This window comes from Ningiella ruwaisensis, assembly GCF_004798935.1.
GTDB lineage: Bacteria > Pseudomonadota > Gammaproteobacteria > Enterobacterales > Alteromonadaceae > Glaciecola > Glaciecola ruwaisensis.
Window position 1 is genome coordinate 381885 of record NZ_RAHT01000004.1, and the last position, 22318, is coordinate 404202.

Sequence of the window (22318 nt, forward strand, 5' to 3'; positions counted from 1 at the left end):
GATTAGCCTTTGCGTGAATCAGATGTTTTAATTTCATTCACAATGCGGCCTCAATAAACAGCCAAGATAAATTAGCAATTTTTCAAACACGATTACCCATCGTCATCATCTTATTTTTAAGTGTCGCTAAACTCCATAGTAAACACGGTCTTACTTTCATCGGATTCAACGTACATATCGGCTCCGTTGATCTTCATAACAGACTTAGCAATGGTTAATCCAAGGCCAGTGCCTTGACCATCTCTCTGTCGAGAGGGGTCAACTCGATAGAAGCGATTGAACAATTTAGGAATATGCTGAGGCTCAATTTTCTCCCCGCTATTTAACACCATTATTTTCTGCTTTTTTCCTTTGGACTCCGTTTTGATCTCTACCGTACTATTATCAGGAGCGTGTCTTATCGCATTTGATATCAGATTTCCTATTGCCTGTCGGAACATAGTTTTGTCGCAGTAAATAGTAAGGTTAGAGCCGGTAAGTTGGATATTTATGTGCTTTTCGTCAGCAAGTAAATTAAAGTAATCGAGCAGGCTTGATATTTCCTTTTGCACATCTAAAGATTCAATTGCGGGTTTGATAAGCCCGTGCTCGGTTTTAGCCAATAGGAGCATATCACTCACCATTTTCGTCATGCGCTCATATTCTTCTAAATTAGAATAAAGTATGTCGACATATTCCTCGGTTGACCGCACTTGTCCTAACATCACTTGGGTTTGGGTCGTTAAATTAGTAATTGGGGTTCGTAATTCATGTGCGATATCTGCTGAGAAGTGGGATAGTTTTTCAAAGCCATCCTCAAGACGTTCAATCATGGTGTTGAAAGAATTTACCAGTGTGATTAATTCTTCCGGTACCTCATCTGGGTTAAGTCGTATATCAAGATTATCGGCGGTGATAGTTTCAATTTTTCGCGTAAGCTTTCTTAATGGTGATAGGCTTCTGTAAATCGCAAAACGCGCAGCTAATACTGTAATAATGCCCGAACAAATAATGATGCCCATTATCGATTTTAAAAGGCTGTTCATAAACGTCATGTGGAATTCCATGTTTGACGCTACGATGATGATATAGCTAGTATCATGCGTATTAAAACTTAATTTAATGGCTCTATGCATATGGTTTTCATCGCTAAACAACAACATGTCTTTCGGATTAATTGATGTGTATGTTGTGGCTGTTTTAGGAAAGAATGAAAAGTCAGCTCCTTCGCTTGTAAATATCGTATCTCCTTTGTCATCCTCAACATGATAGTAGACACCATGATGTCCTGAAACTGCTTGGAATAAAAGCTTGGAAGGTTGTACCGATTGTACATGTGATTTTTCGAGCTTTAACTTAATGGCATGAAACACCTCATTAAGCTCATCGGCATCTTGCTCTTGAAAATGGTCTTCAATAGAGGTGACTACTAGTGTGCCCATAATGCCTAGACACACGAAAATAGCTATTCCCACAAATACCATTGTTCGAAAGGAAATTGAGTACGGCTTTTGCCTTTTAATTTTGCTCTTCATCAGTTGTTAATTTGTATCCCATACCACGAACCGTTTGAATCAATTTTGGGGAAAATTCATCATCAATTTTAGCTCTTAAGCGGCGTATTGCTACATCGATGACGTTTGTATCGCTGTCAAAATTAATATCCCATACTTGAGACGCAATCAACGAGCGTGGAAGCACCTCTCCTTGCCTTCTGACCATGAGTTCTAAAAGCGAAAACTCTTTTGTTGTCAAATTAATGGATTGGCCAGCGCGTTTTACAACACGAGACGGGATGTCCATTTGCAAATCTGCGACTTGCAGCAGGTTGGTTGCTACTGTATTTCCTCTTCGAAAAAGGGTTCTGACTCTAGCCAACAATTCTGCAAAAGCAAAAGGCTTCACTAAATAATCGTCAGCGCCCAGCTCTAGACCCTTTACTCTGTCATTGACACTATCTCTTGCGGTTAAAAATAATACAGGAGTTTGATTACCAGATTGACGCAATGATTCTAGAATCCGCCATCCATTAATATCTGGTAGCATGACATCTAATATTATTAAATTAAACTCGCCCGTAATCGCTTTATGGTGACCGTCTAAACCATTGCGAACGAGCTCAATGACAAATCCAGACTCTGTCAATCCTTGCTTTATATAGTCACCGATTTTCTTTTCATCCTCGACTACCAAAATTTTCATAGTTCACTCACGTTATGTTTAATGTGATTTCGGGACTTAGTGTTGCTAAATGTTTAATAAGTGGGTGTTCGAGATTGGATCTTGCAACTCGGGCCAACAAAACGTACCTCACTCACAAGCAATATATTCCAATGCATAAAAATAACCAACGATTGCTCTGACTAGATTACAACATTGTAATGAACAGGTAATCGCACTGCCATGTTGCTTAACTATACTCTTCAATTGGAACTATATTTAGAATACCTTATCAAAGTTATTTCAAGAATAGTAAAGTCGTATTAGATTATTCATTAAGGGTCGGTGTGGTCAGTAAATGCATTAAAACTGTTTTGCTTATAATATTTTTAAGCACTCAAGTTGCAGATTCGTTTGCGATGTCCAGCCCTGGCTGCGACATGCAAAACGACATGCATGAGCAACACCTTATGGATAACGACCACAATTCATCACAAAATAGTAATGAGATGAGTCAGATGGACGCGGATTGCTGTGGCGACGGGTGTTCTTGTCCACTAGGCATTGTGTCCATCGCGATGCTCGTGAATTTTGACATTTTAACTCCAATCGACTTCAAATCCCTCAAGCCCAACACTTTTATCACGGATGCAGACGATGCTGTCCTTGGTCGCTTGCAACGTCCTCCAAAACGCTCTTTAGCCTAACTCCAAAAATTTGGCGAAGCTCGTCAAAATTCCAATATCGAACGCCGCCCAATAAAGGCTGTGGCCGACATTTAAATTGTTAGAAAGAGAAATCAAATGAAGCCAATAAAATTGCTTTTTACTATATTAGTGCTGCTTATTTCAGTGACTATCGTCGTTGCATGCACAAAAGAATCAGTTACTACTGAACAATATAAGACCAATTCCCAAGAGATTGAGTCGAGTTTAAAGTTGGACGTTTTTAAACGCGAGTCGTGTGGATGTTGTCAGGGATGGATTGATCATGCTGAATCGCAAGGCATCCAAACCGATGTAGATGATATTGTTTTTCTCACTACTAAAAAACAAGATCTCGGAATCGAACCAATGTACCGCTCCTGCCATACATCGGTGTCAACTGAAGGGTATGTTTTCGAAGGTCATATACCCGTCAAATTTATTGTTAAATACTTAGATAATGTTCCGCAAGGAACTATCGGCCTCTCAGTGCCGGGTATGCCTGTTGGCAGTCCAGGAATGGAGAACGGCGATCAATTCAGACCATATCAAGTGTTATTGCTCAAAGATGACGGTACAGCAGAGGTTTTTGCAGAGGTGAATTCGTATGAGGAGCAATTCTGATGAGTGCTTTTAAAGGCTTTGCATGCCTAATTTTGCTTGTTACAACAAGTAGTCAAATATTAGCAGAACAAAAGACCCCCCTTACTTTGCAGCAGGCTGTTGCCCAAGCTATCCAAAAGGACCCGTGGTTGGAAGGTAGCCAATATCGGGAAAACGCGACTATTTCTTCAAGTATCGCCGCAGATACTTTGCCTGATCCAGTTGTGTCTTTAGGGTTGGCAAACGTCCCTACTGATGGTTTTGCGTTCGACCAAGAGCCTATGACTCAAATTAAAGCTGGCATTTCACAAATGTTTCCTCGTGGAGAAAGCTTGAGTATTAGACGCAAGCAACTCGAAGAATTGGCAACGCAGCATCCATTTATGCGATTGGACAGAATGGCCAAAACACAAGTTGCCGTTTCTACTAAGTGGTTTGACGTTTATCTAGCACAGCAAAGCATTTCGCTAATTGAGAAAGACAGATCTTTGTTTGAACAACTCAGTGAAATTGCAGAAGCGAATTACTCCTCTGCCGTCGGTAAAGTCAGGCAACAAGATATTATCCGAGCGCAGTTGGAACTAGCGCGACTTGAAGACAGACTCACAAAGCTATCTTCTCAAAAAGAAAGGGCCTCGGCCGAACTTTTAGAATGGTTGACCGGCGGCGATTCAGGCGCGTTCAATAACTCGGTAAATGTTGCCTCTCTTGAACTACCAAAAACGTTGCCAGAAATTGAAGGAATAGAGAACGCCTACTACAAGATATTGAAAGCTAATAATCAACAAATGTTGGCAAATATACTCATCTCGCACCCTCTTATAAGAGCTGTTGAAAGCCGAATAAAGTCTAGTCAGACTGGCATTAAACTAGCGAAACAACAATACAAGCCGCAATGGGGAGTAAATGCCAGTTATGCATATCGAGCAGATGACCAAATGGACAGAAGCCGAGCAGATTTTCTTTCAATCGGCGTTAGCTTTGACCTCCCTTTGTTTACAGAAAATAAACAAGATAAAGAAGTAAGCGCCGCCGTTAACGAATCAGAAGCAATTAAAACTGAAAAACGATTAGTGCTTAGAGGCATGCTTGCTCAAATGCAATCCATTTTTGCAGCAAGAGAACGGCTGTTGGAGAGACAGACCTTATATCGCACGAATATTCTCCAGCAATCAAGCGAACAAGCCGAAGCCTCGTTAACGGCTTATACCAATGATGACGGTGATTTTGCTGAAGTTGTGAGAGCTAGGATTGCTGATCTAAATGCTCGCATTGACGCATTAGAAATCGAAGTCGAACTACTTAAAACAAACATTCAACTAAATTACTTTTTTTCTGAGCAGAGTCTTAAAGCTGTATCTGAATTTGGAGCAAACCAATGAAAACTGTTAACGCAATCGCTATAGGCGTGATAGCAGGCGCTGTAATGACAGCTCTTACCTACTCAATATTACCAAGCTCAAATGACTCACATGATAGTGCGGCGGATGCTGGAGAAAAGCAGCCTTTGTATTGGGTTGCGCCAATGGATCCAAACTATAGAAGAGATGAGCCTGGGAAGTCCCCTATGGGCATGGATTTAGTACCTGTTTACGAAGATGAACAAGGCGCTGGCGATAGCCCAGGTACGGTGAAGATTTCGCCAACTGTAGTGAACAATCTAGGTGTGCGTACTGCTAAAGTGGAAAATCGGTCTTTGCACGTACCTATAAAAACAGTAGGTTATATCCAATATAATGAGGACACACTCGTTCATATTCACCCAAGGGTAGAGGGTTGGATAGATGAGCTATACGTAAAAGCAGCGGGCGAATATGTCAAAAAGGGCGAGCCACTATACGCGCTTTATTCTCCCGAACTTGTAAATGCTCAAGAAGAATATCTTATTGCCTTAAAACGCTCAAATAAGGAGCTGATAGAGGCTTCAAAAACAAGGTTAAAAGCGCTGCAAATGCCAGAATCTGAGATTCAATCGCTTATCTCAACTGGTAAAGTTCAGCAAACAATAACCTTCTATGCACCCCAAACTGGCTTTGTTGATAACTTGAATGTGCGTCAAGGGTTTTACGTAAAGCCAGGACTGACAATTTTATCAATTGGTGCCTTGGATAAAGTTTGGGTCGATGCTGAGGTGTTTGAGCGACAGTCTGCTCAAATTCAAGAGGGTTTGCCTGTGACTATGACTTTAGAATATCTCCCAGGTAAAGAGTGGACAGGAGAGGTTGATTATATCTATCCAACCCTAGATGAAACGACTAGGACGCTTAAAGTCAGGCTGAGATTTACCAATGATGATTATGCACTAAAACCTAACATGTTCGCTCAGGTAACGATCCATTCCGATTTAACAGGTGAGAATTTACTCGTGCCCTCTGAGGCGGTAATTAGAACTGGTAGCCAAGATAGAGTGGTTTTAGCACTTGGAGACGGTAAGTTTAAGTCGGTGTCAGTAGAAGTAGGACAGGTAGTTGATGAATATACAGAGATCTTATCAGGCTTGAGACTCAACGACAAAATCGTTACGTCAGCACAATTCTTACTCGATTCAGAAAGCAGCATTAGTTCTGATTTCAAAAGGATGGAGGAGCCTGAAGCGACTGCGCAGTCGGTATATACCGAGGCGACCGTAAACAGTGTGATGACAGATCATAGAATGATAAATGTTGATCATGGCGCTATTGAAGAGTGGGAATGGCCGAGCATGACAATGGATTTCACCGTTGCCGAAAGCGTCGACATTAATGAGTTGAAAGCCGGCATGTCACTTCATATGGAAATCACTAAAACTGACTCTGGAAGTTTCGAAGTAACCACCGTTCATATCATGGATTCGATGAATGACATGGATAGCTCTGAGGAGAGCACTGATTCAGGTCATGACGCAATGCACAGTATGGAAGAGCCTATTATGTCGGTTTGGACAGAGGCAACCATAAATAACGTGATGATGGAGAGCAGAAAAATCAACGTTGATCACGGTCCTATTGATGAGTGGGAATGGCCGAGTATGACAATGGATTTCGATGTTGCCGATAGCGTTGCTATTGAAGAATTGAAAGCCGGTATGTCACTGCACATGGAAATTGTCAAAACCGACTCTGGAAGTTTTGAAGTGGCAACTGTCCACATCATGGGCTCGATGACAGACATGAACGATACCCAAGACATGGATCATTCTAATCATTCAGACCATCAAGGAGCTCATCAATGATAGCTGCCATAATTAGATGGTCGGTCAATAACCGATTTTTTGTTCTACTGGCTACGCTTATTCTCGTGGGTGGTGGGTTGTTTGCCATTAAAAACACGCCGGTTGATGCATTACCCGATTTGTCGGACGTACAGGTAATTATAAAAACTAGTTATCCAGGACAAGCGCCTCAAGTGGTAGAAGATCAAGTTACCTATCCTTTGACTACCGCAATGCTGTCAGTGCCCGGGGCACAAACAGTGAGAGGATATTCGTTTTTTGGCGATTCTTATGTCTACATCATCTTTGATGACGACACCGACTTGTACTGGGCGCGTAGTCGAGTGCTTGAATATTTATCGCAAGTTGCTCCTAATCTACCCGAAAACGCAAGACCACAATTGGGGCCAGATGCTACTGGCGTGGGTTGGGTTTATCTCTATGCACTTGTTGATAAAACGGGACAAAACGATATCAGCCAACTACGAAGCTTACAGGATTGGTTCCTTAAGTATGAGCTTCAAACGGTGCCAGGCGTTTCTGAAGTTTCAGCTATTGGAGGCATGGTAAAGCAATATCAAGTGCAGGTCGATCCGGAGAAGTTGCGAGCATATGGCATTCCGCTTTCTCACATTCAAACGGCGATTAAGCGCGGCAATCAGGAAGTAGGCGCATCGGTCATCGAAATGGCTGAAGCTGAATACATGGTCCGTGCCACAGGTTACATAGAGAGTAAAAGGGATATTGAGCTCATTCCTTTGGGTGTAAACGAAAATGGAACGCCGCTTTTGGTAAAAGACATTGCTGATGTTCGTCTTGGTCCACAGATGCGAAGGGGGGTAGCTGAGTTAAACGGTGAAGGGGAAACCGTTGGCGGTGTCGTTGTTATGCGCTTTGGTGAAAATGCGCAAAAAACGATTGACGGCGTCAAAGCAAAACTTGAAGACCTTAAAAAAGGCTTACCCGATGGGGTCGAAATTGTCACGGTTTACGATCGCTCTGCACTAATAGAAAGAGCGGTAGACAACCTTGCATCGAAATTAGTGGAAGAGTTTATCGTCGTTGCACTGGTGTGTATTGCATTCTTGTTTCATGTACGTTCGTCACTTGTTGCGATCATTAGTATTCCAGTAGGGATTATCACAGCAATTATCGTGATGTACATGCAAGGTATTAATGCCAACATCATGTCATTGGGTGGAATTGCTATTGCTATTGGTGCGATGAGCGACGGGGCGATTGTGATGATTGAGAATATGCATAAACACATGGAGCGCACCCCCTTAACCAAAGAGAATAGATGGCAAATAGTTGTGGATTCAGCATCTGAGGTGGGCCCTGCATTGTTTTTCAGTCTTCTAATTATAACAGTCAGTTTTGTGCCTGTGTTTACGCTTGAGGCACAAGAGGGGCGCATGTTTTCACCGCTTGCTTTTACCAAAACCTATGCAATGGCAGCCTCAGCAGCTCTTGCAATTACGCTTGTGCCCGTTCTTATGGGCTATTTTGTGCGCGGTAAAATACTTGCTGAAAGCAAAAATCCAGTCAATCGTTTCTTAACTTTTTTGTACATGCCGACGCTTAGAACTGTTCTGCGTTTCCCTAAGGTAACGATGTTAGCTGCGGCTTTAGTGCTAGCGATAGGTTTGTGGCCTGTGAACAAGATTGGCAGCGAGTTTATCCCACCTTTGGATGAGGGGGATTTGATGTACATGCCAACAACCTATGCGGGGATATCGATTGGCAAAGCCCGAGAGTTGTTGCAACAAACCAATAAACTGATCAAAACGGTCCCAGAAGTCGAAACCGTGTTTGGGAAAGTAGGTCGCGCTGATACCGCAACCGATCCGGCTCCTTTAACGATGATAGAAACCTTCATTCAATTAAAACCTAAAGAGGAGTGGCGAGAAGGCTTAACAACTGACGATTTAATAAAGGAGTTTGACTCAGTGGTCAAATTGCCGGGCCTAACGAATGCTTGGGTAATGCCAATTAAGACTCGAATTGACATGTTGGCAACAGGTATAAAGACGCCCGTTGGTATTAAAATCGGTGGCCCTGATCTCAAGGAAATTCAGAAAATCGGACAGCAAATTGAAACTATACTTTCCGATGTTGACGGCACTGCCTCTGTTTATTCTGAGCGTGTCGCAGGAGGACGTTATGTCAAAGTAGATATTCAGCGCGAAAAGGCAGCACGATATGGTCTAAACATCGCTGACGTCCAACAAGTTGTCTCAAGTGCTATCGGCGGGATGAATGTGACTCAGAGTGTTGAAGGTTTAGAGCGTTACCCTGTAAATGTTCGTTATCCTCAGTCTTATCGTTCATCGCCTGAGTCCTTATCTTTATTACCTATCGTTACACCACAGGGTAAACGAATTGCTTTGGCCGATGTGGCGGATGTGTATATTGAAGATGGTCCTCCAGGCATTAAAAGTGAAAATGCACGACTTAATGGCTGGGTGTATGTGGATATCGATGGTGTAGATATTGGTTCCTATGTGGTTTCAGCCCAAAAAGCAGTGAGCGAGCAATTAGTTTTACCGGCAGGTTATTCGGTGAACTGGTCTGGCCAATATGAGTATATGTTGCGGGCGAAAGAGAAATTAACCTATGTGGTTCCGTTGACCATAGCTATCATCGTTATTTTACTGTATCTCAATTTTCGCAACTTCATCGAGGTCGCGATCATTATGGGGACTTTACCACTGTCTATGGTGGGAAGTATCTGGCTGATGTACATAGAGGGTTTTAACTTTTCAGTTGCCGTCGGCGTCGGCTTCATTGCACTTGCAGGTGTTGCCGTAGAAATTGGCGTAATTATGCTTGTTTACTTAAATCAGGAGTATCAAGCCTTAATCGAAAAATGTAAATCTGAGGGCGTCAAACCCACCATAAACATGTTAACTGAAGCGGTTATTCATGGCTCTGGATTACGTGTCCGACCGGTTATGATGACCACAGCGACCATAATATTTGGCTTATTACCCGTACTTTACGGCTCAGGCACTGGGTCTGAAGTCATGAGTCGTATTGCTGCTCCGATGGTTGGTGGCATGGTTAGCGCTTTACTACTGACCTTGTTGGTTTTACCCGCAATTTATTTTCTGTGGAAGAGAAGGCAAATTCAACACTTGCCGGATACTTTCTGATGCTAGCTTCAAGCAAGGAACGACATTTCATAAGAGGACTATTGACATGTAGTAGCGTGGCGAACTTTTTCGCCCGCGACTATGCGGCCGTGAAATTCGGCCTATCACCAACGATTCACTTTTTACGACAACAAACAAGAACAACTACATCATTTAAACAAACTATCTATTAAGGAAATAATATGAAATCAATAATCATCGCACTTTTCGTTTTAAGTCTGAGCTTAAGCATACAAGCATATGCTCATACATCGTTGGCCTCATCAATGCCGAAAGACAATGCTATGTTGATGGAAAGTCCAGACAACCTGGCTCTCAATTTTGCAGATGATGTGCGTCTTGTTGACTTAAAGGTTAAAAGTAAAAAAGGTGAGCTTGTGGATGTTGGCTTTAAACCTTCGATGGACGCAAACAAAAACTATAGTTTCAGCTTACCTTTGCTTGCTGTGGATACTTACGTAGTCTCATGGACCATTATGGGAGATGACGGTCATAAAATGAAGGGACAGCTTTCATTTATGGTGCACGTGAGCAAAAAAATGAAAGGAATGAAGCACAAAGACATGAAAAATACTTCGATGGATCATTCAGGTATGACTCATTAGTTATTAAGAGTTAAATAGGTAAATCGATATGTTGCCAGAATGGTGGACAGCATTTTTAGTGTTAGGCAAATTCCTAGTCTATTTAGGGATGATGGGTGTTATGGGCTCTAGCGCTACTTTGTTACTTTTAAAAGGCAGCAAGCAGCGCGTAGCATTCAAGGCTCATAAAAGCTGGCAACTGGTTACCTTAAACTATTCTTTTCGCCTTTCAGTTGTTGGTTTTTTTGCTAGTGTCGCTGGTTTTTTTCTTCAGACTGGCTATATGGCGGAGAAAGGATTAGCGGGTATGTTTTCTCCTTTCATGGTGGAGATGATGTGGCACTCACAGGTAGGAACTATTGCCGCAATTCGCAGCGCTATCTTTGTTTTGTTCGCGTTGCTTACGTGGTTTCTATTACAAAAACTCAAACGTGGCCAGAGTTTAGCGTCATTCAAGCTACTGCTAACAAGCACCGCAATGTTTTCATTGCCGCTAGCGTTTACTTTTTCCCTGACCGGACATGCTAGTCAGTTTGTCACGTTGGGCGAAATTCAAATTGTTATCCATTCCCTCATTGGTTTGACATGGGTAGGCTCGTTATACCCACTGATTACTGCTTGTAGATTACTCAATCACTCCGAATTAGCTTTCGTCATGAAACGTTACGGTAACATTGCCATAGTGTTGGTGTTTATCTTAGTCACGGTTGGTGTAGTAATGTTGATACAGCTACTGTCTTCCCCATCGACCCTTATATTCACCGAATATGGACTTGCCTTTTTATCCAAACTTTTTGCAGTTGCTCTAGTGCTCACGTTAGCAGCTGGGCATAAGCTTTTTTGGGTACCTAGGCTAACTAACGATCAAAATGTGCGCTTTAAATTACTCAAATCAATCAAACTTGAGTTCATTATTGGGCTTTTCATTTTGTCTCTTACAGCGCTGTTAACTACTGCGCTGAGCCCGAATCTTTAACATAAATAATCGGCGTTTTCGCCAAAATAAGAAAAGGAAAATGTTTATGAAAATGACTGCTTTAAGACCCTTGACTGTTTTTGCATTTCTATTGTCATTTAGTGCAGTAGTTAGTGCTCATGGAGATGAGAAACACAACGAAGAATCACAGTACTTTAGCGGAACAGATTCCGATGCAGCGACGTTAGTGCTTAAATTTCATAAAGCTTTAGAAACAGGGAATGGCGACTTAGCTGCAAGCCTTTTGGCAGATGATGTTTTAATTTTTGAAGGAAAGGGTGTGGAGCGAAGCGCCCAAGAGTATGCAAGTCATCATATGCTCTCTGATATGAAGTATTTGTCACAAATGCAAATTGAGCTTATAGAGCATCATGTAAAAGAAAACGGCACACATGCAATATCTTTGTCGAGAAGCTTGGTGAAAGGGCAATACAAAGGAAAAGAAGTAAACCATATTGGGAACGAAACCATAGGTTTAGAAAAGTTGAATGATGATTGGAAAATCACGCATATTCATTGGTCTAATTAAAAACACCGCGCTGTCGACTTCTTGTTATTAATGGGGCGGCAGCGTTTATCTTATTGCCAAAATTTGTTTTTCCACCTTTCGCATTTTCATGCTAGTCCGCTTAACCCGTCTGCAAGTTAATTATTACACAAAGTTTGATTACCAAAAGGTAATCAAATTGTAATGCTTCTGCCGTGAAACAACGTTTATTTTGAATTACAGTTACATTGCAAAATTTGATGCAAGAAGCAGATTTTGTTTGCATCGAAAGACAGAAATCATTAACTCAACAACAAGGAAATTGAATATGAAAAACCTACTTATAATCGCTTTTTCCTCACTTTTGATGTTTTCCCCATTAAGTATCACCAGTGCGCATCAACACAGCGATAAATCGCATATGCCGATGAATATGATGGATGATGCATCGATGGAAAAGATGAATGAACACATCACAAAAATGAACAGTACCTTAGAGAAAATAAAACAAGAAAACGACCCAGCGAAAAGAGAACAAATGCTCAATGAGCATGCTAAAAGCATGCAAGACATGATGGGCATGATGCATCACTCTAAAGGTGATTCAAGCATGATGCATGGCAAGGAAATGTCTGCTGAAATGAAAATGTCCATGATGGAAAAGCGCCTTCAGATGATGGAAAAAATGATGGAGCAAATGATGGGGCATACCGTAGAAAAATCCAAAAAGGTTCATGAACACAAATAGATATCAAGCAACTAATATGCATGCTGGTTTGCGCCGCTTAATAGCAAGGTAGTTGCGTTTTGAGCTAAGGATAAACGTATTAAAGGAATTTGAAATGAATAAAACACTTAAATTAGCGACACTGATATTAATCGCAACTGCGCTTCTAAGCGGTTGTGCCAGCAGTTTATACCATGATTATGTAATGAGCGGCCAAGTTGTTAGTGTCAAAGGTGACAACACTCTTGTTATTTGCGTTGCAAACACAGAAAGCCTCGAAACAGGCGATGTATTTAACGTTTACAGAACGGTAATGGATAAGCTTGTTATAAATGAGGGTGAAACTGGCTATTCTCGTGAGTTTGTGGGAAAAGTGAGGTTTGGAGAAAAGCAGGATGAACACTTTGCAACCGCTAGTGTGGTCACAGGAGAAATATACCAACATGATATGGTGGAGTTCGATAACTAATTAGACATTGCTCAAACCAATAAAGGGTAGCAATGGCTGCCCTATTTTTTTTCATTCGCTCTGCTGATAAATCAAGACGTACCAACTAACTTAAATATCGCTCGAACGAGCGTTTCTTTATAATCAAAAAGTAGCTGTTCAGCGAACTATATAAAAGGATTCTAAAATGCCATGGATTAGCGGCGCATTGTTTTTAATATGTTTACTACTAATACTTAGTTTTCGCGAGTACATTAAAAAGCGACAGCTACAGCGACACGACAGCATCTTAGTCGAGGTAAAAGACTTCCAGTATCAACCCGCAAGGGTTAAATTGAAAGCTAGTAAAGCTAATCAAATTGTTTTTCTGAGAACGGATTCAAATTTATGCTCTGAATACCTGCTCTTTCCGAAGCTAGGATTATCGATAAGACTTAAACTTAATAAACAAGTATCGGTGAACTTTTCCGCTTATCCGCCAGGCGAGTATGAGTTTTATAGCGCGATGAATGTGTATTCTGGGAAGCTTACAATTGTGTAGCTTGGGTGTATTTATCTCGAAGAGCAAAAAGTAATATTAAGTTAGCGATAAATTTACTTGAATTGTGTATCTTAACTTGACTAACGACTTAACGCTGATTGATCATTTGACAGCAACACATCTAGTAATGTCTCTTGAGATAGTTTTAAGAAAAGGCGAGACAATATACGCTTATATTTTTTATGCGACCTAAGACGTGACAAGTTTTTAAAGGAGAGAGTGTGTATTATCCAAATTTGCGAGTAAAAGCAGGCGAAGTCAAAGCGTTGAAGCATGCCCCCTCGGGATGGCAAAACCAAATTTGCCCAATTTGGAACCTTGAGTCTTCGGCATCTTTTGAAAAGGCGATTTCGGATGTAAAAGAAGTATGGCCAGATAAAAGTATTATTGATATGTCTCGCTTTCAGTTGCGCGAAGTGTCACCTTCTGCGCAAAATTTCATTGCCAAAGAAAATTTGTCATTCGCCATTGATCCGCTTTCAATAAGCGATTTACATTCGAGTGTTTTGCCCTCATTCAAGACAAATCCTATATTTCGTATTGAGATAAAGGAATCTTTATCGACTTTTCGCTCTGGCAAACTTAACGCAGTACGTTCTGCCTTAGCGGCTTTTGCTTTTAAGGATAACACCCTGCTTCTTTTTGACTTTGTTGAGGCAACGGAAGAACTAATAGCCGACAACAACGACATTGTTTTACTACTAACTGAATTCTTTAAACTAGGCTTTCCGAAAATCGTTTTTTCAACTGGCGCGTTTCCAACAACGCTGCAAGATGTCCTCGGGGCAGAAGAGCTACCCAGGTTAGATAAAAGACTCTTTGAGAGCGTCAAAAACAAGTTGGCTTTTGAAATATCTTATGGGGATTATGGAACATTGAGTCCTCTATGGGATGCGACTCAAACACTTCGTTCAGGGCATATCGCAATTAGATATACATTAGATGACGATTGGCTAGTATTGCGACAAAAAGGAAAAGATACTGCATCTATAATTGAATTGGCTGAGCTTTTGACTATGCATCCCAGCTACAAAGGACGAGCGTTTTCTTGGGCTGACGAGAACTGGATGAATAAAACGCTTGTACCACCGCTTGCTGGCCCCGGCAATTCGACCGGTCACGTTGCAGAATTTATGAATCACCATTTTGCGCAAGTGCTGAGTGGCGGGTAACCTTTGGGTAGAGTTTAAAAATTAAGGGATCAAGCAACTTGCTCACTAGGACGCCAACGAGTTGATTGTCGCTCAATCAATGCGCGTTTTGTTAACTCCCTCAACTGAGAAACAGAGAGCTGCTCTCCAATTGCCTTTTGCAGCTGAGAATGGCTCATTCGGGATACGCCCTTAGATGAACCGAATTGTTTTAATATCTCTCTAGCTTTATTATTTTCTAATAAATCTGCCATCCCATGACTACTTATTTGGGGATTATTCTGAGCCTTTCGTAACATAGTTAAACTCCCTGAGCCTGTAACTTCAAAAACACCCCACCACCTCGGAATGATACCCAAAGATTTGTCTATATGTTTTGTTGCGCATATAAGGTTTACTTGATCAAAGCATTGCCCGTAGTGCCAGCCTTGCGCAAAAAGCCGTTTGAGTGTGTCTTTATGGCTTTTAATTTCAAAGCATTCCAATTTGTTGCCGCAGAGCACAACATCAGCACGGACTAAGCCGTTTTGAATAGGAATTTCTTCGCATATTTGCGAATCATCGAAAGTCTTTCGCTTTGCCAGTCGACTGAACAATAACTGTCTGATTTCAGGATCTGTCATTCTGATAGTCTACTTGATTTATTTATATTATGATATTAGCATAATTAGTTAATTATGCAAAAAATAAAAGTAAAATGAATATAGAAAAATTACAAAACGACATATTGAGAACACTTAAGGATAAGGGATGTGGAAATACAATATCTATAGCCAGAGAGGTCGGTATGTGCCAGTCGACGGTCTATAGGAATTTGATGAAGCCTCAAAGGAAACTCACTAAAGGACTTATGCAATTATGCAATTATTTGGATATAGAACCTAAAAGATATCTAATAAATAATCCATGTACTAATACTTACTTAATGAGGGTTTTATCTACTGTTTGGAACGGTTCAGATGAGCATGCAAGGCAAATAGGAAAACTGTTATTAGCCGCACATTCGTGTAAGCTTACGCAATAATTATTTAAGGGACGCTATGACAGAATTTAACCTTCCGTCGAAGTCTACAATCTATCGCCAGATCAAGGATATTGGAGTTAGCAAAGCGACTATTAAGCGGATACTTCCGGTTTGGTGGAATGACGAGCTACTTCAAAGTAATTCAGGATTTTTGCAATTCGTCAACTTGATGTCTCAGCGCTTGGGCGTGAGTGTGAGCTTGGACAAAGGTTATGTATCATTTTCTCCCTCAAATTACTCAGTGCAATATAAAAAGAGATCTCATATTGATGCATCTCAGTTATCTGATGCAACATATCTTTGCCACGCAATTGCAAATACGCTGATTGGCGCTCTTCAATACAATGATCGTAGCCCTGAGCTATCCAGATTGTGTGCCTCACTAAGGTCATTGGAGGACTTAACACTTGGTTCTGCATTACCTGTGTTCTGGGATTCGAATATTCCCGTCATTCACGTCTCCCATTTTCCTTCTAACGTAGCCCGTCCAGCCGGTATGGTAATGAGAAATGATAACTATTATGCGATAGTTTTAGGACATAAACACAAAAGCCCATCCACTCAGCTTTTTGTTTTGTTACATGAGCTTGGGCATATCGTGAGCGGTCATTTGAAAGGTGATGGAAGTATTACTGACTCTTTGCTTCCAGAATTGGGAGAGTCTCTGGATGTTGAAACAGATACGCAAGAGGAAGAAGCTGATGCGTTCGCTTTAAATATTCTCCGAAAAAACGTAGATATATCAGAAAAAGTGTCGAAACTTGGTCGCTTAAGCAGACCAGCTGAATTAGCAATACATGCGAAGCGTGCTTCTTCATTATTGGGCGTAAATGCGGGGCACTTTGCACTTACTTATGGAAGGCATACACGAGATTGGATCCTTGCGCAACAAGCTCTCAAGTTCTTGGAAAAAGGTAATGCAATATCAACTTTAAGAGGCTCACTTGATAACGCTTTGTCCAGTATGGACATGCGTATGGATGACCGAGAGTTTTTGACGACAATGCAATCGGGAAAATAATTTGGGCGTTTCAATTTTCACTGACAATGATGTAATCCTTAAATTAGCACGCTACGATCTCCTTTCCTCTCTGGTAAATATCGTTAAGCAAGCCAATTATGAATTTAAATATCTAGATGCGCTACCCTATGTCGCTGGTCTCGATACTCCTAAGCAAGCAGCAAAGATGGGGCTCAACTCTGTTTCACTGTATAGCATTAGGCGATTTATCGAACAGAGTAGTCCGGTTAACTTATCTGATGAAGGAGTGTTTAATTTTATCCAGCAACAAGGTAATGCTCACCTTGATGCTGGTGAGCTGATATTGACCATTAGCGCTAGTGAAAACAGTAATTCAGGTTTGTTTACCGGTGATAAACGTGCATTAAGAGCAATTGATACTTTAGTTAAAAATAAAATCTTGAATTTTTCATCTGTTGAAGTTTTAGTACTGGAAGAAGCCGTTCGAATGTTAATGCATTGCAGTGACCGGAAAACGGTTGTATCAAAGATAAGATCTACGCCAGGGGTTGATACAGCACTTGATGTGTGTTTTTGTAATGAATCATGTGTTGATGAAGCCATTGATAGTTATATCAATGATGCTGCTAGCTCTTGCCGTTCATTAGTTTTTGCATATAAAAAGCATTGCAATGTCATAAAATAAAATAGTGAACCTGTCTGGAGACTCAGATAAATTTGATTTTAAAGGTGTGTTTTACTTATTCCTTAGAGCTGAATAAACAACACGTTGACGGCCTTCGCCCCTACCAAATATCTATTCTCTAGATAGATAGCAATTAAGAAATTAGTCTATTAAATATGCATGAACCGAAGTCTAATGATCATTAAAAAAAACGCACAGTTCTAATTCACTTATTCCTGAAACGCTCTGAACGCCACTTCAATACTCTACCACCAATAGATGACAAAAAAGTAATCAAACTGTAATGCCAGTGCCGTGTTCCTAACATCTTACACCGTTAACATTATGTTTAATCTAAAAGCAACCTTATTGCTTTTTGTCTTGCTCCCGTATTGCCCCTAATTACTATGTAATTAGAGTCAAAAAAATATGAATCTATGCAAATGCAGAGCACAGAAAAAAGTTAAACGCGCCAATAACACGACGGAGTCTAAATGACAGCAACTGAAAAAGTTACCGAAAAGACAGCGAATAACTGTTGTTGTAACAAGCAAGCCCAATCTGCGAGCGAAACTCCTAAGGTCAAAGACACAACCAAACAAGAGCCAAATAATCTATCAGAAAATCGATTTATAATTGAAGGAGCCAGTTGTGCCAGCTGCGTCAACAAAATTGAGGCGGCGTTAAACAATCTGCCTGAAGTTAAACGAGCGGAGATGAACTTCGCTCAGCGTGTTGTCACGGTAACTGGAGATACATCGGTTTCAAATATTATAGAAGCGGTGGAAAAAGCCGGATACAAAGCAAAATTAGACGACAGCGATTCTGAGCAAGAAGCTCTGGACGAAAAAGAAAAAGCCGACTGGCAATACTACAAAAAATTAATGCGCGAAATGGCCGTTGCGTTGTCGCTTGGTGTGCCATTGATGATTTACAGTCTGGTCGTTGGCGAAATGACAGTAACAACTACTACAGAAAGACTCGTTTGGTTAACCGTCGGATTGCTGACTCTTGGCGTAATGGTTTTTGCGGGTAAACACTTTTATGTGGGCGCTTGGAATTCATTTAAAAATCATTCTGCGAATATGGACACATTAATAGCCCTTGGAACGGGTACCGCTTGGCTTTATTCAATGGTTGTTGTGTTTGCTCCCGATATCGTGCCGCTAATGGCCAGACACGTGTATTTTGAAGCTACTGCCATGATCATTGGTTTAATCAATCTTGGTTTAGCGCTTGAAATTAAAGCGCGAGGTAAGACTTCAGAAGCGATTAAGCGTTTAATTGGCCTGCAAGCTAAAACAGCTCGTGCTATTCGAGACGGTAAAGATGTAGATATACCAATAGAACAAGTGTTGCTCGACGATCTGATTCGAGTCAGACCTGGTGAAAAAATTTCCGTAGACGGCATGGTCGTAGAGGGACACTCCACAGTTGACGAGTCTATGTTGACCGGTGAGCCGATGCCAGTAGAAAAAACACAGGGAGAAGAGGTCGTCGCTGGTACGATTAATAAATCGGGCTCTATTATTTTCAAGGCAACGCGTGTAGGCAAAGATACGGCGCTCGCCCAAATCATCAACATGGTAAAACGTGCTCAAAATTCAAAGCCCCCGATAGGACGTTTAGCCGATGTTATCTCAGCTTACTTCGTACCCGTCGTTATGATTATTGCCGTAATAAGCGCTTTAGTTTGGCTAAACTTTGGGCCATCTCCAGCTGTTGCTTACGCAATTGTGTCTGCAACGACGGTTCTTATCATAGCTTGTCCGTGTGCACTTGGTTTGGCGACACCGATGTCCGTAATGGTAGGGGTAGGCAAAGCCGCAGAAGCGGGTGTGTTGATAAGAAACGGCGAAGCGCTGCAAACAGCCAGTAAGATTACTACGATGATTCTAGATAAAACAGGCACTATTACCGAGGGAGCACCTAAGGTAACTGATGTATTGCTAGCACCGGGTCAAAATGAAAAACAAGTGCTAATGCTCGCATCGAGTATCGAAGCTGGCTCTGAGCACCCCCTAGCAATGGCGATCGTTGAAAGTGCCAAAGCAAAAAATATAGAACCTAAGAAAGTGACTCAGTTTTCTTCCATTGCTGGACAGGGAGTGGAAGCGAAGTTTGAGGAAGATACCCTTTTATTCGGTAACGAAAAGCTAATGAAGCAGCGTGATATTGACATTAGCGACTACATCGAAAAAGCCCAAGGCTTAGCCTCTGAAGCTAAAACACCAATGTATTTCGCTGTTAATTCATCGCTTGTTGCACTAATCGCAGTTGCCGATCCAATCAAAACTGATTCTATTGATGCAATAAAGCGACTTCAGAAAAACGGAATACGAGTAGTGATGCTCACAGGTGATAATCGTTCAACCGCAAAAGCAGTAGCTGAAAAAGCGGGTATCACAGAGTTTGTGGCCGAGGTTATGCCAGAGGACAAAGCAAATAAAGTCGCTGAGTATCAATCAATGGGAGAAATTGTGGGCATGACAGGTGACGGAATTAATGACGCACCTGCATTGGCTCACGCAGATGTAGGCTTTGCAATAGGTACAGGCACTGATGTAGCCATTGAAAGTGCTGATATTACATTAATGCGGGGCTCTCTTCATGGTCTTGCTGATGCAATTGCGGTGAGTAAAGCCACTCTAACCAATATTAAGCAAAACCTATTTGGCGCATTTATTTACAACGTTGCAGGTATACCATTCGCTGCCGGTGTTCTGTATCCATTTTTTGGTCTTTTATTAAGTCCGGTGATAGCTGGTGCCGCGATGGCGTTTTCATCACTTACCGTCGTTACCAACGCCAATCGTCTGCGATTGTTTAAAGCAAAAGAACATTAGGAGAGTGTGACAATGCTATGGATCAACCTTACAGGAATCGTATTGATTGCTCTTATCATCTGGTGGTTTTGGTTATACAAAGAGCAAAGTATTCGTATCGCTGAAGGTTCGTTGGAGATCTTGGTGAAAGACGGTATTTATCAACCATCGCACATCAAAATTAGAGCGAATGAAGAAAGGCAAATCGTGTTTCGTAGAGCTGATGCAACGCCTTGCGCAGAAATGCTTTCGATACCCGAATTAGATATTTCAGAACGACTACCTTTAAATAAAAAGACAGTCATTTCGCTTCCGGGGCTGCCAGCAGGTGAGTACGCATTTCACTGCCAAATGCAAATGTATAAAGGGAAGATAACTGTTCAATAGATGGTTAGCATTCAAATAGGAGAGTAAATATGAGCGACTCAAAATTATCATTTTGGAAAACGCCCTCAGGCTGGGCTGCACTGGGACTTATTGCTGCGGCAAGTTACTTTTTATTTTTTGAGCATGGCGAGCATGTGTGGCCGTATTTGCCTTACCTGATCCTTCTACTTTGCCCCTTTATGCATTTTTTTATGCACGGGAGTCATGGACACGGCCATCATGATGGCGAGCATAGAAAGACAGAAGAGCAGATGACACTTACAGAAGAGCGTCAACAAAAGACAACTACCAACATTGAAGAAAAGAGAGAAAACGATGCACGGTGAGTCTGACTATGGTCTATGGGGTTTAGTTTTCATAAACTCTGCCATTTTTATTTTTTTTGCATTCAGCTTTGTAAAACCACAATCAAAGACTGATTGGAGAAGCTTAGGAGCTTTTTCCGCTTTTATTCTTGCATTGTTTACAGAAATGTATGGCTTTCCGCTCACCATCTATTTTTTGTCAGGCTGGCTAACAGAGCTTTATCCGAACATAGATTTTCTAGCACATGAAAATGGACATTTGCTACAAACGATTTTAGGTTTTGAGGGGGATGCTCATTGGAGCATACTGCATATCATTAGCAATATACTTATCATTGCTGGTTTCTTTATTTTATCTTCTGCATGGAATGTTCTTCATCGTGCGCAGAAAAGCCATTCGCTCGCCAATACAGGTTGGTATGCAAGATGTCGCCATCCACAGTATTTAGCTTTTATTATCATTATGTTTGGCTTTTTATTGCAATGGCCCACAATCCCAACGTTAATCATGTTTCCAATATTAACATTAGTCTACATTCGCTTAGCCAAACGTGAAGAAAAAACAGCGATAGCCGAATTTGGGGAGCGCTATTTAGCATATAAAGAGACCACGCCTGCCTGGTTACCTAAATTCAGCAGCTCAAACCTCCAATACGACAATTAGCGTTTTTGATAAATCGCTTCCGTCAAACAATTCAACATTTTAATAGGCAGGAGAAAACAATGAGTAATAAACATCATAGAGTTGGTGTGAATGAATTAAATTTGGTTATTCGTCACCTTCGGTTGACCGGGGTGACTTCCGACAATATCGATTTAATTATCAGAGATATCGATTCAACTATTGGTGTTGACGCAGTGTCGTTTGAGGAGTCATCTAACACCCTTCATGTTGGTTATGATGCCACACATTGTGAACTCGATGGTATCGAGAATATCGTTCGAATGCACAGAGCCGACATTTCAGACGATTGGTGGACGCATTTCAAGGAAGGTTATTATCAATTTGTTGACGAAAACATTCGTGAAAATGCTAAACACAAGCCATGGAGTTGTCACGTTACTGACCAAGGCAAGCGCTCTAAATAAAAAATACCTTTAATATCTTTCAAAACCTTTTGACCTTTAGGAGGCATTATCAATGCAAATTTCTAACAACACGCCAATTTATCAAACGATTGTGAATGACAAATTGGAAAAAAATCATCAAACATCAGAAGCAGAAACGTCCAACTGTAAGAAGAAAGAAGCTGAAGAGAGCACCATTGCAGAGGCGAATAAAGTGAAGGGTGGTGACCAGGCTGCGCCAAGTGAAATCAGGCAATCAATATCTGTGAAGGTGTGACGTTTAGAGCTCCTATCCACACGTTTATCGGACTAATTCAATTTTATAGAATTTTTAGGCCGATAAACGTGCATTTCCAAA

Annotated in this window: 23 protein-coding genes; 20 read left to right on the forward strand and 3 right to left on the reverse strand. The window is 41.2% G+C overall.

The annotated features are described in order from the left end of the window. Positions 1-116 precede the first annotated feature (116 nt). Together D6V41_RS10780 and D6V41_RS10785 are read right to left on the reverse strand one after the other, a co-directional pair. Positions 117-1514, reverse strand: coding sequence for a heavy metal sensor histidine kinase (locus tag D6V41_RS10780; RefSeq protein WP_136251508.1), 1398 nt, complete (start codon positions 1512-1514; stop codon positions 117-119). After that, positions 1498-2181, reverse strand: coding sequence for a heavy metal response regulator transcription factor (locus D6V41_RS10785; RefSeq protein ID WP_136251509.1), 684 nt, complete (start codon positions 2179-2181; stop codon positions 1498-1500). Before D6V41_RS10785 ends, D6V41_RS10780 begins: the two co-directional genes overlap by 17 nt. 398 nt (positions 2182-2579) lie before the next feature. Between D6V41_RS10785 and D6V41_RS10790 the strand changes: the two genes are divergently transcribed. The 12 genes from D6V41_RS10790 to D6V41_RS10845 all read left to right on the forward strand — a co-directional run bounded on the left by D6V41_RS10790 (position 2580) and on the right by D6V41_RS10845 (position 14726). Continuing rightward, on the forward strand, positions 2580-2846 hold the full coding sequence (locus D6V41_RS10790) for a hypothetical protein (protein ID WP_136251510.1): 267 nt from the start codon (positions 2580-2582) through the stop codon (positions 2844-2846). A 96-nt stretch (positions 2847-2942) separates the two neighbouring features. Beyond that, a complete protein-coding gene (locus tag D6V41_RS10795) occupies positions 2943-3467 on the forward strand; it encodes a DUF411 domain-containing protein (protein ID WP_136251511.1) in 525 nt (174 codons plus the stop codon). After that, complete coding sequence (locus D6V41_RS10800) at positions 3467-4828, forward strand: TolC family protein (RefSeq protein ID WP_136251512.1); 1362 nt, start codon at positions 3467-3469, stop codon at positions 4826-4828. The genes D6V41_RS10795 and D6V41_RS10800 overlap by 1 nt, the downstream gene beginning before the upstream one ends. After that, on the forward strand, positions 4825-6657 hold the full coding sequence (locus D6V41_RS10805) for an efflux RND transporter periplasmic adaptor subunit (RefSeq protein ID WP_136251513.1): 1833 nt from the start codon (positions 4825-4827) through the stop codon (positions 6655-6657). Before D6V41_RS10800 ends, D6V41_RS10805 begins: the two co-directional genes overlap by 4 nt. Further along, positions 6654-9791 carry an efflux RND transporter permease subunit gene (locus D6V41_RS10810; protein ID WP_136251514.1) on the forward strand — a complete coding sequence of 1046 codons (3138 nt, stop codon included), beginning with the start codon at positions 6654-6656 and terminating at the stop codon, positions 9789-9791. The genes D6V41_RS10805 and D6V41_RS10810 overlap by 4 nt, the downstream gene beginning before the upstream one ends. Before the next feature lie 182 nt (positions 9792-9973). After that, positions 9974-10396 (forward strand): copper resistance CopC family protein, encoded by a 423-nt coding sequence (locus D6V41_RS10815; RefSeq protein WP_136251515.1) that lies wholly within the window; start codon positions 9974-9976, stop codon positions 10394-10396. A gap of 28 nt (positions 10397-10424) precedes the next feature. Then, on the forward strand, positions 10425-11351 hold the full coding sequence (locus D6V41_RS10820; protein WP_136251516.1) for a copper resistance D family protein: 927 nt from the start codon (positions 10425-10427) through the stop codon (positions 11349-11351). 46 nt (positions 11352-11397) lie between these two features. Then, on the forward strand, positions 11398-11880 hold the full coding sequence (locus D6V41_RS10825) for a YybH family protein (protein ID WP_136251517.1): 483 nt from the start codon (positions 11398-11400) through the stop codon (positions 11878-11880). A 286-nt stretch (positions 11881-12166) separates the two neighbouring features. Next, a complete protein-coding gene (locus D6V41_RS10830) occupies positions 12167-12586 on the forward strand; it encodes a hypothetical protein (protein WP_136251518.1) in 420 nt (139 codons plus the stop codon). A 94-nt stretch (positions 12587-12680) separates the two neighbouring features. Beyond that, positions 12681-13034: a hypothetical protein gene (locus tag D6V41_RS10835; protein ID WP_136251519.1), complete on the forward strand. Its 354-nt coding sequence runs from the start codon at positions 12681-12683 to the stop codon at positions 13032-13034. Positions 13035-13200: 166 nt separating this feature from the next. Then, positions 13201-13554, forward strand: coding sequence for a cupredoxin domain-containing protein (locus D6V41_RS18520; protein WP_136251520.1), 354 nt, complete (start codon positions 13201-13203; stop codon positions 13552-13554). A 221-nt stretch (positions 13555-13775) separates the two neighbouring features. After that, entirely contained in the window at positions 13776-14726 is a 951-nt protein-coding gene (locus tag D6V41_RS10845; protein WP_136251521.1) for a beta family protein, read from the forward strand. Between the two features lie 29 nt (positions 14727-14755). Here the strand turns inward: D6V41_RS10845 and D6V41_RS10850 are convergent, their stop codons facing one another. Beyond that, complete coding sequence (locus tag D6V41_RS10850; RefSeq protein ID WP_136251522.1) at positions 14756-15328, reverse strand: sce7726 family protein; 573 nt, start codon at positions 15326-15328, stop codon at positions 14756-14758. A 417-nt stretch (positions 15329-15745) separates the two neighbouring features. Between D6V41_RS10850 and D6V41_RS10855 the strand changes: the two genes are divergently transcribed. The 8 genes from D6V41_RS10855 to D6V41_RS10890 all read left to right on the forward strand — a co-directional run bounded on the left by D6V41_RS10855 (position 15746) and on the right by D6V41_RS10890 (position 22237). After that, complete coding sequence (locus tag D6V41_RS10855; protein WP_136251523.1) at positions 15746-16750, forward strand: ImmA/IrrE family metallo-endopeptidase; 1005 nt, start codon at positions 15746-15748, stop codon at positions 16748-16750. Between the two features lies 1 nt (position 16751). Beyond that, on the forward strand, positions 16752-17396 hold the full coding sequence (locus D6V41_RS10860; protein WP_179952552.1) for a hypothetical protein: 645 nt from the start codon (positions 16752-16754) through the stop codon (positions 17394-17396). Positions 17397-17869: 473 nt separating this feature from the next. Further along, positions 17870-20221 carry a heavy metal translocating P-type ATPase gene (locus tag D6V41_RS10865; protein WP_179952553.1) on the forward strand — a complete coding sequence of 784 codons (2352 nt, stop codon included), beginning with the start codon at positions 17870-17872 and terminating at the stop codon, positions 20219-20221. A 12-nt stretch (positions 20222-20233) separates the two neighbouring features. After that, positions 20234-20587, forward strand: coding sequence for a cupredoxin domain-containing protein (locus D6V41_RS10870; protein ID WP_136251582.1), 354 nt, complete (start codon positions 20234-20236; stop codon positions 20585-20587). A gap of 29 nt (positions 20588-20616) precedes the next feature. Further along, a complete protein-coding gene (locus tag D6V41_RS10875; protein ID WP_136251524.1) occupies positions 20617-20913 on the forward strand; it encodes a DUF2933 domain-containing protein in 297 nt (98 codons plus the stop codon). Next, a complete protein-coding gene (locus D6V41_RS10880; RefSeq protein ID WP_136251525.1) occupies positions 20903-21556 on the forward strand; it encodes a methyltransferase family protein in 654 nt (217 codons plus the stop codon). The genes D6V41_RS10875 and D6V41_RS10880 overlap by 11 nt, the downstream gene beginning before the upstream one ends. Before the next feature lie 59 nt (positions 21557-21615). After that, a complete protein-coding gene (locus D6V41_RS10885) occupies positions 21616-21981 on the forward strand; it encodes a cation transporter (RefSeq protein WP_136251526.1) in 366 nt (121 codons plus the stop codon). A gap of 52 nt (positions 21982-22033) precedes the next feature. Then, a complete protein-coding gene (locus D6V41_RS10890) occupies positions 22034-22237 on the forward strand; it encodes a hypothetical protein (protein ID WP_136251527.1) in 204 nt (67 codons plus the stop codon). Positions 22238-22318: the final 81 nt, after the last annotated feature.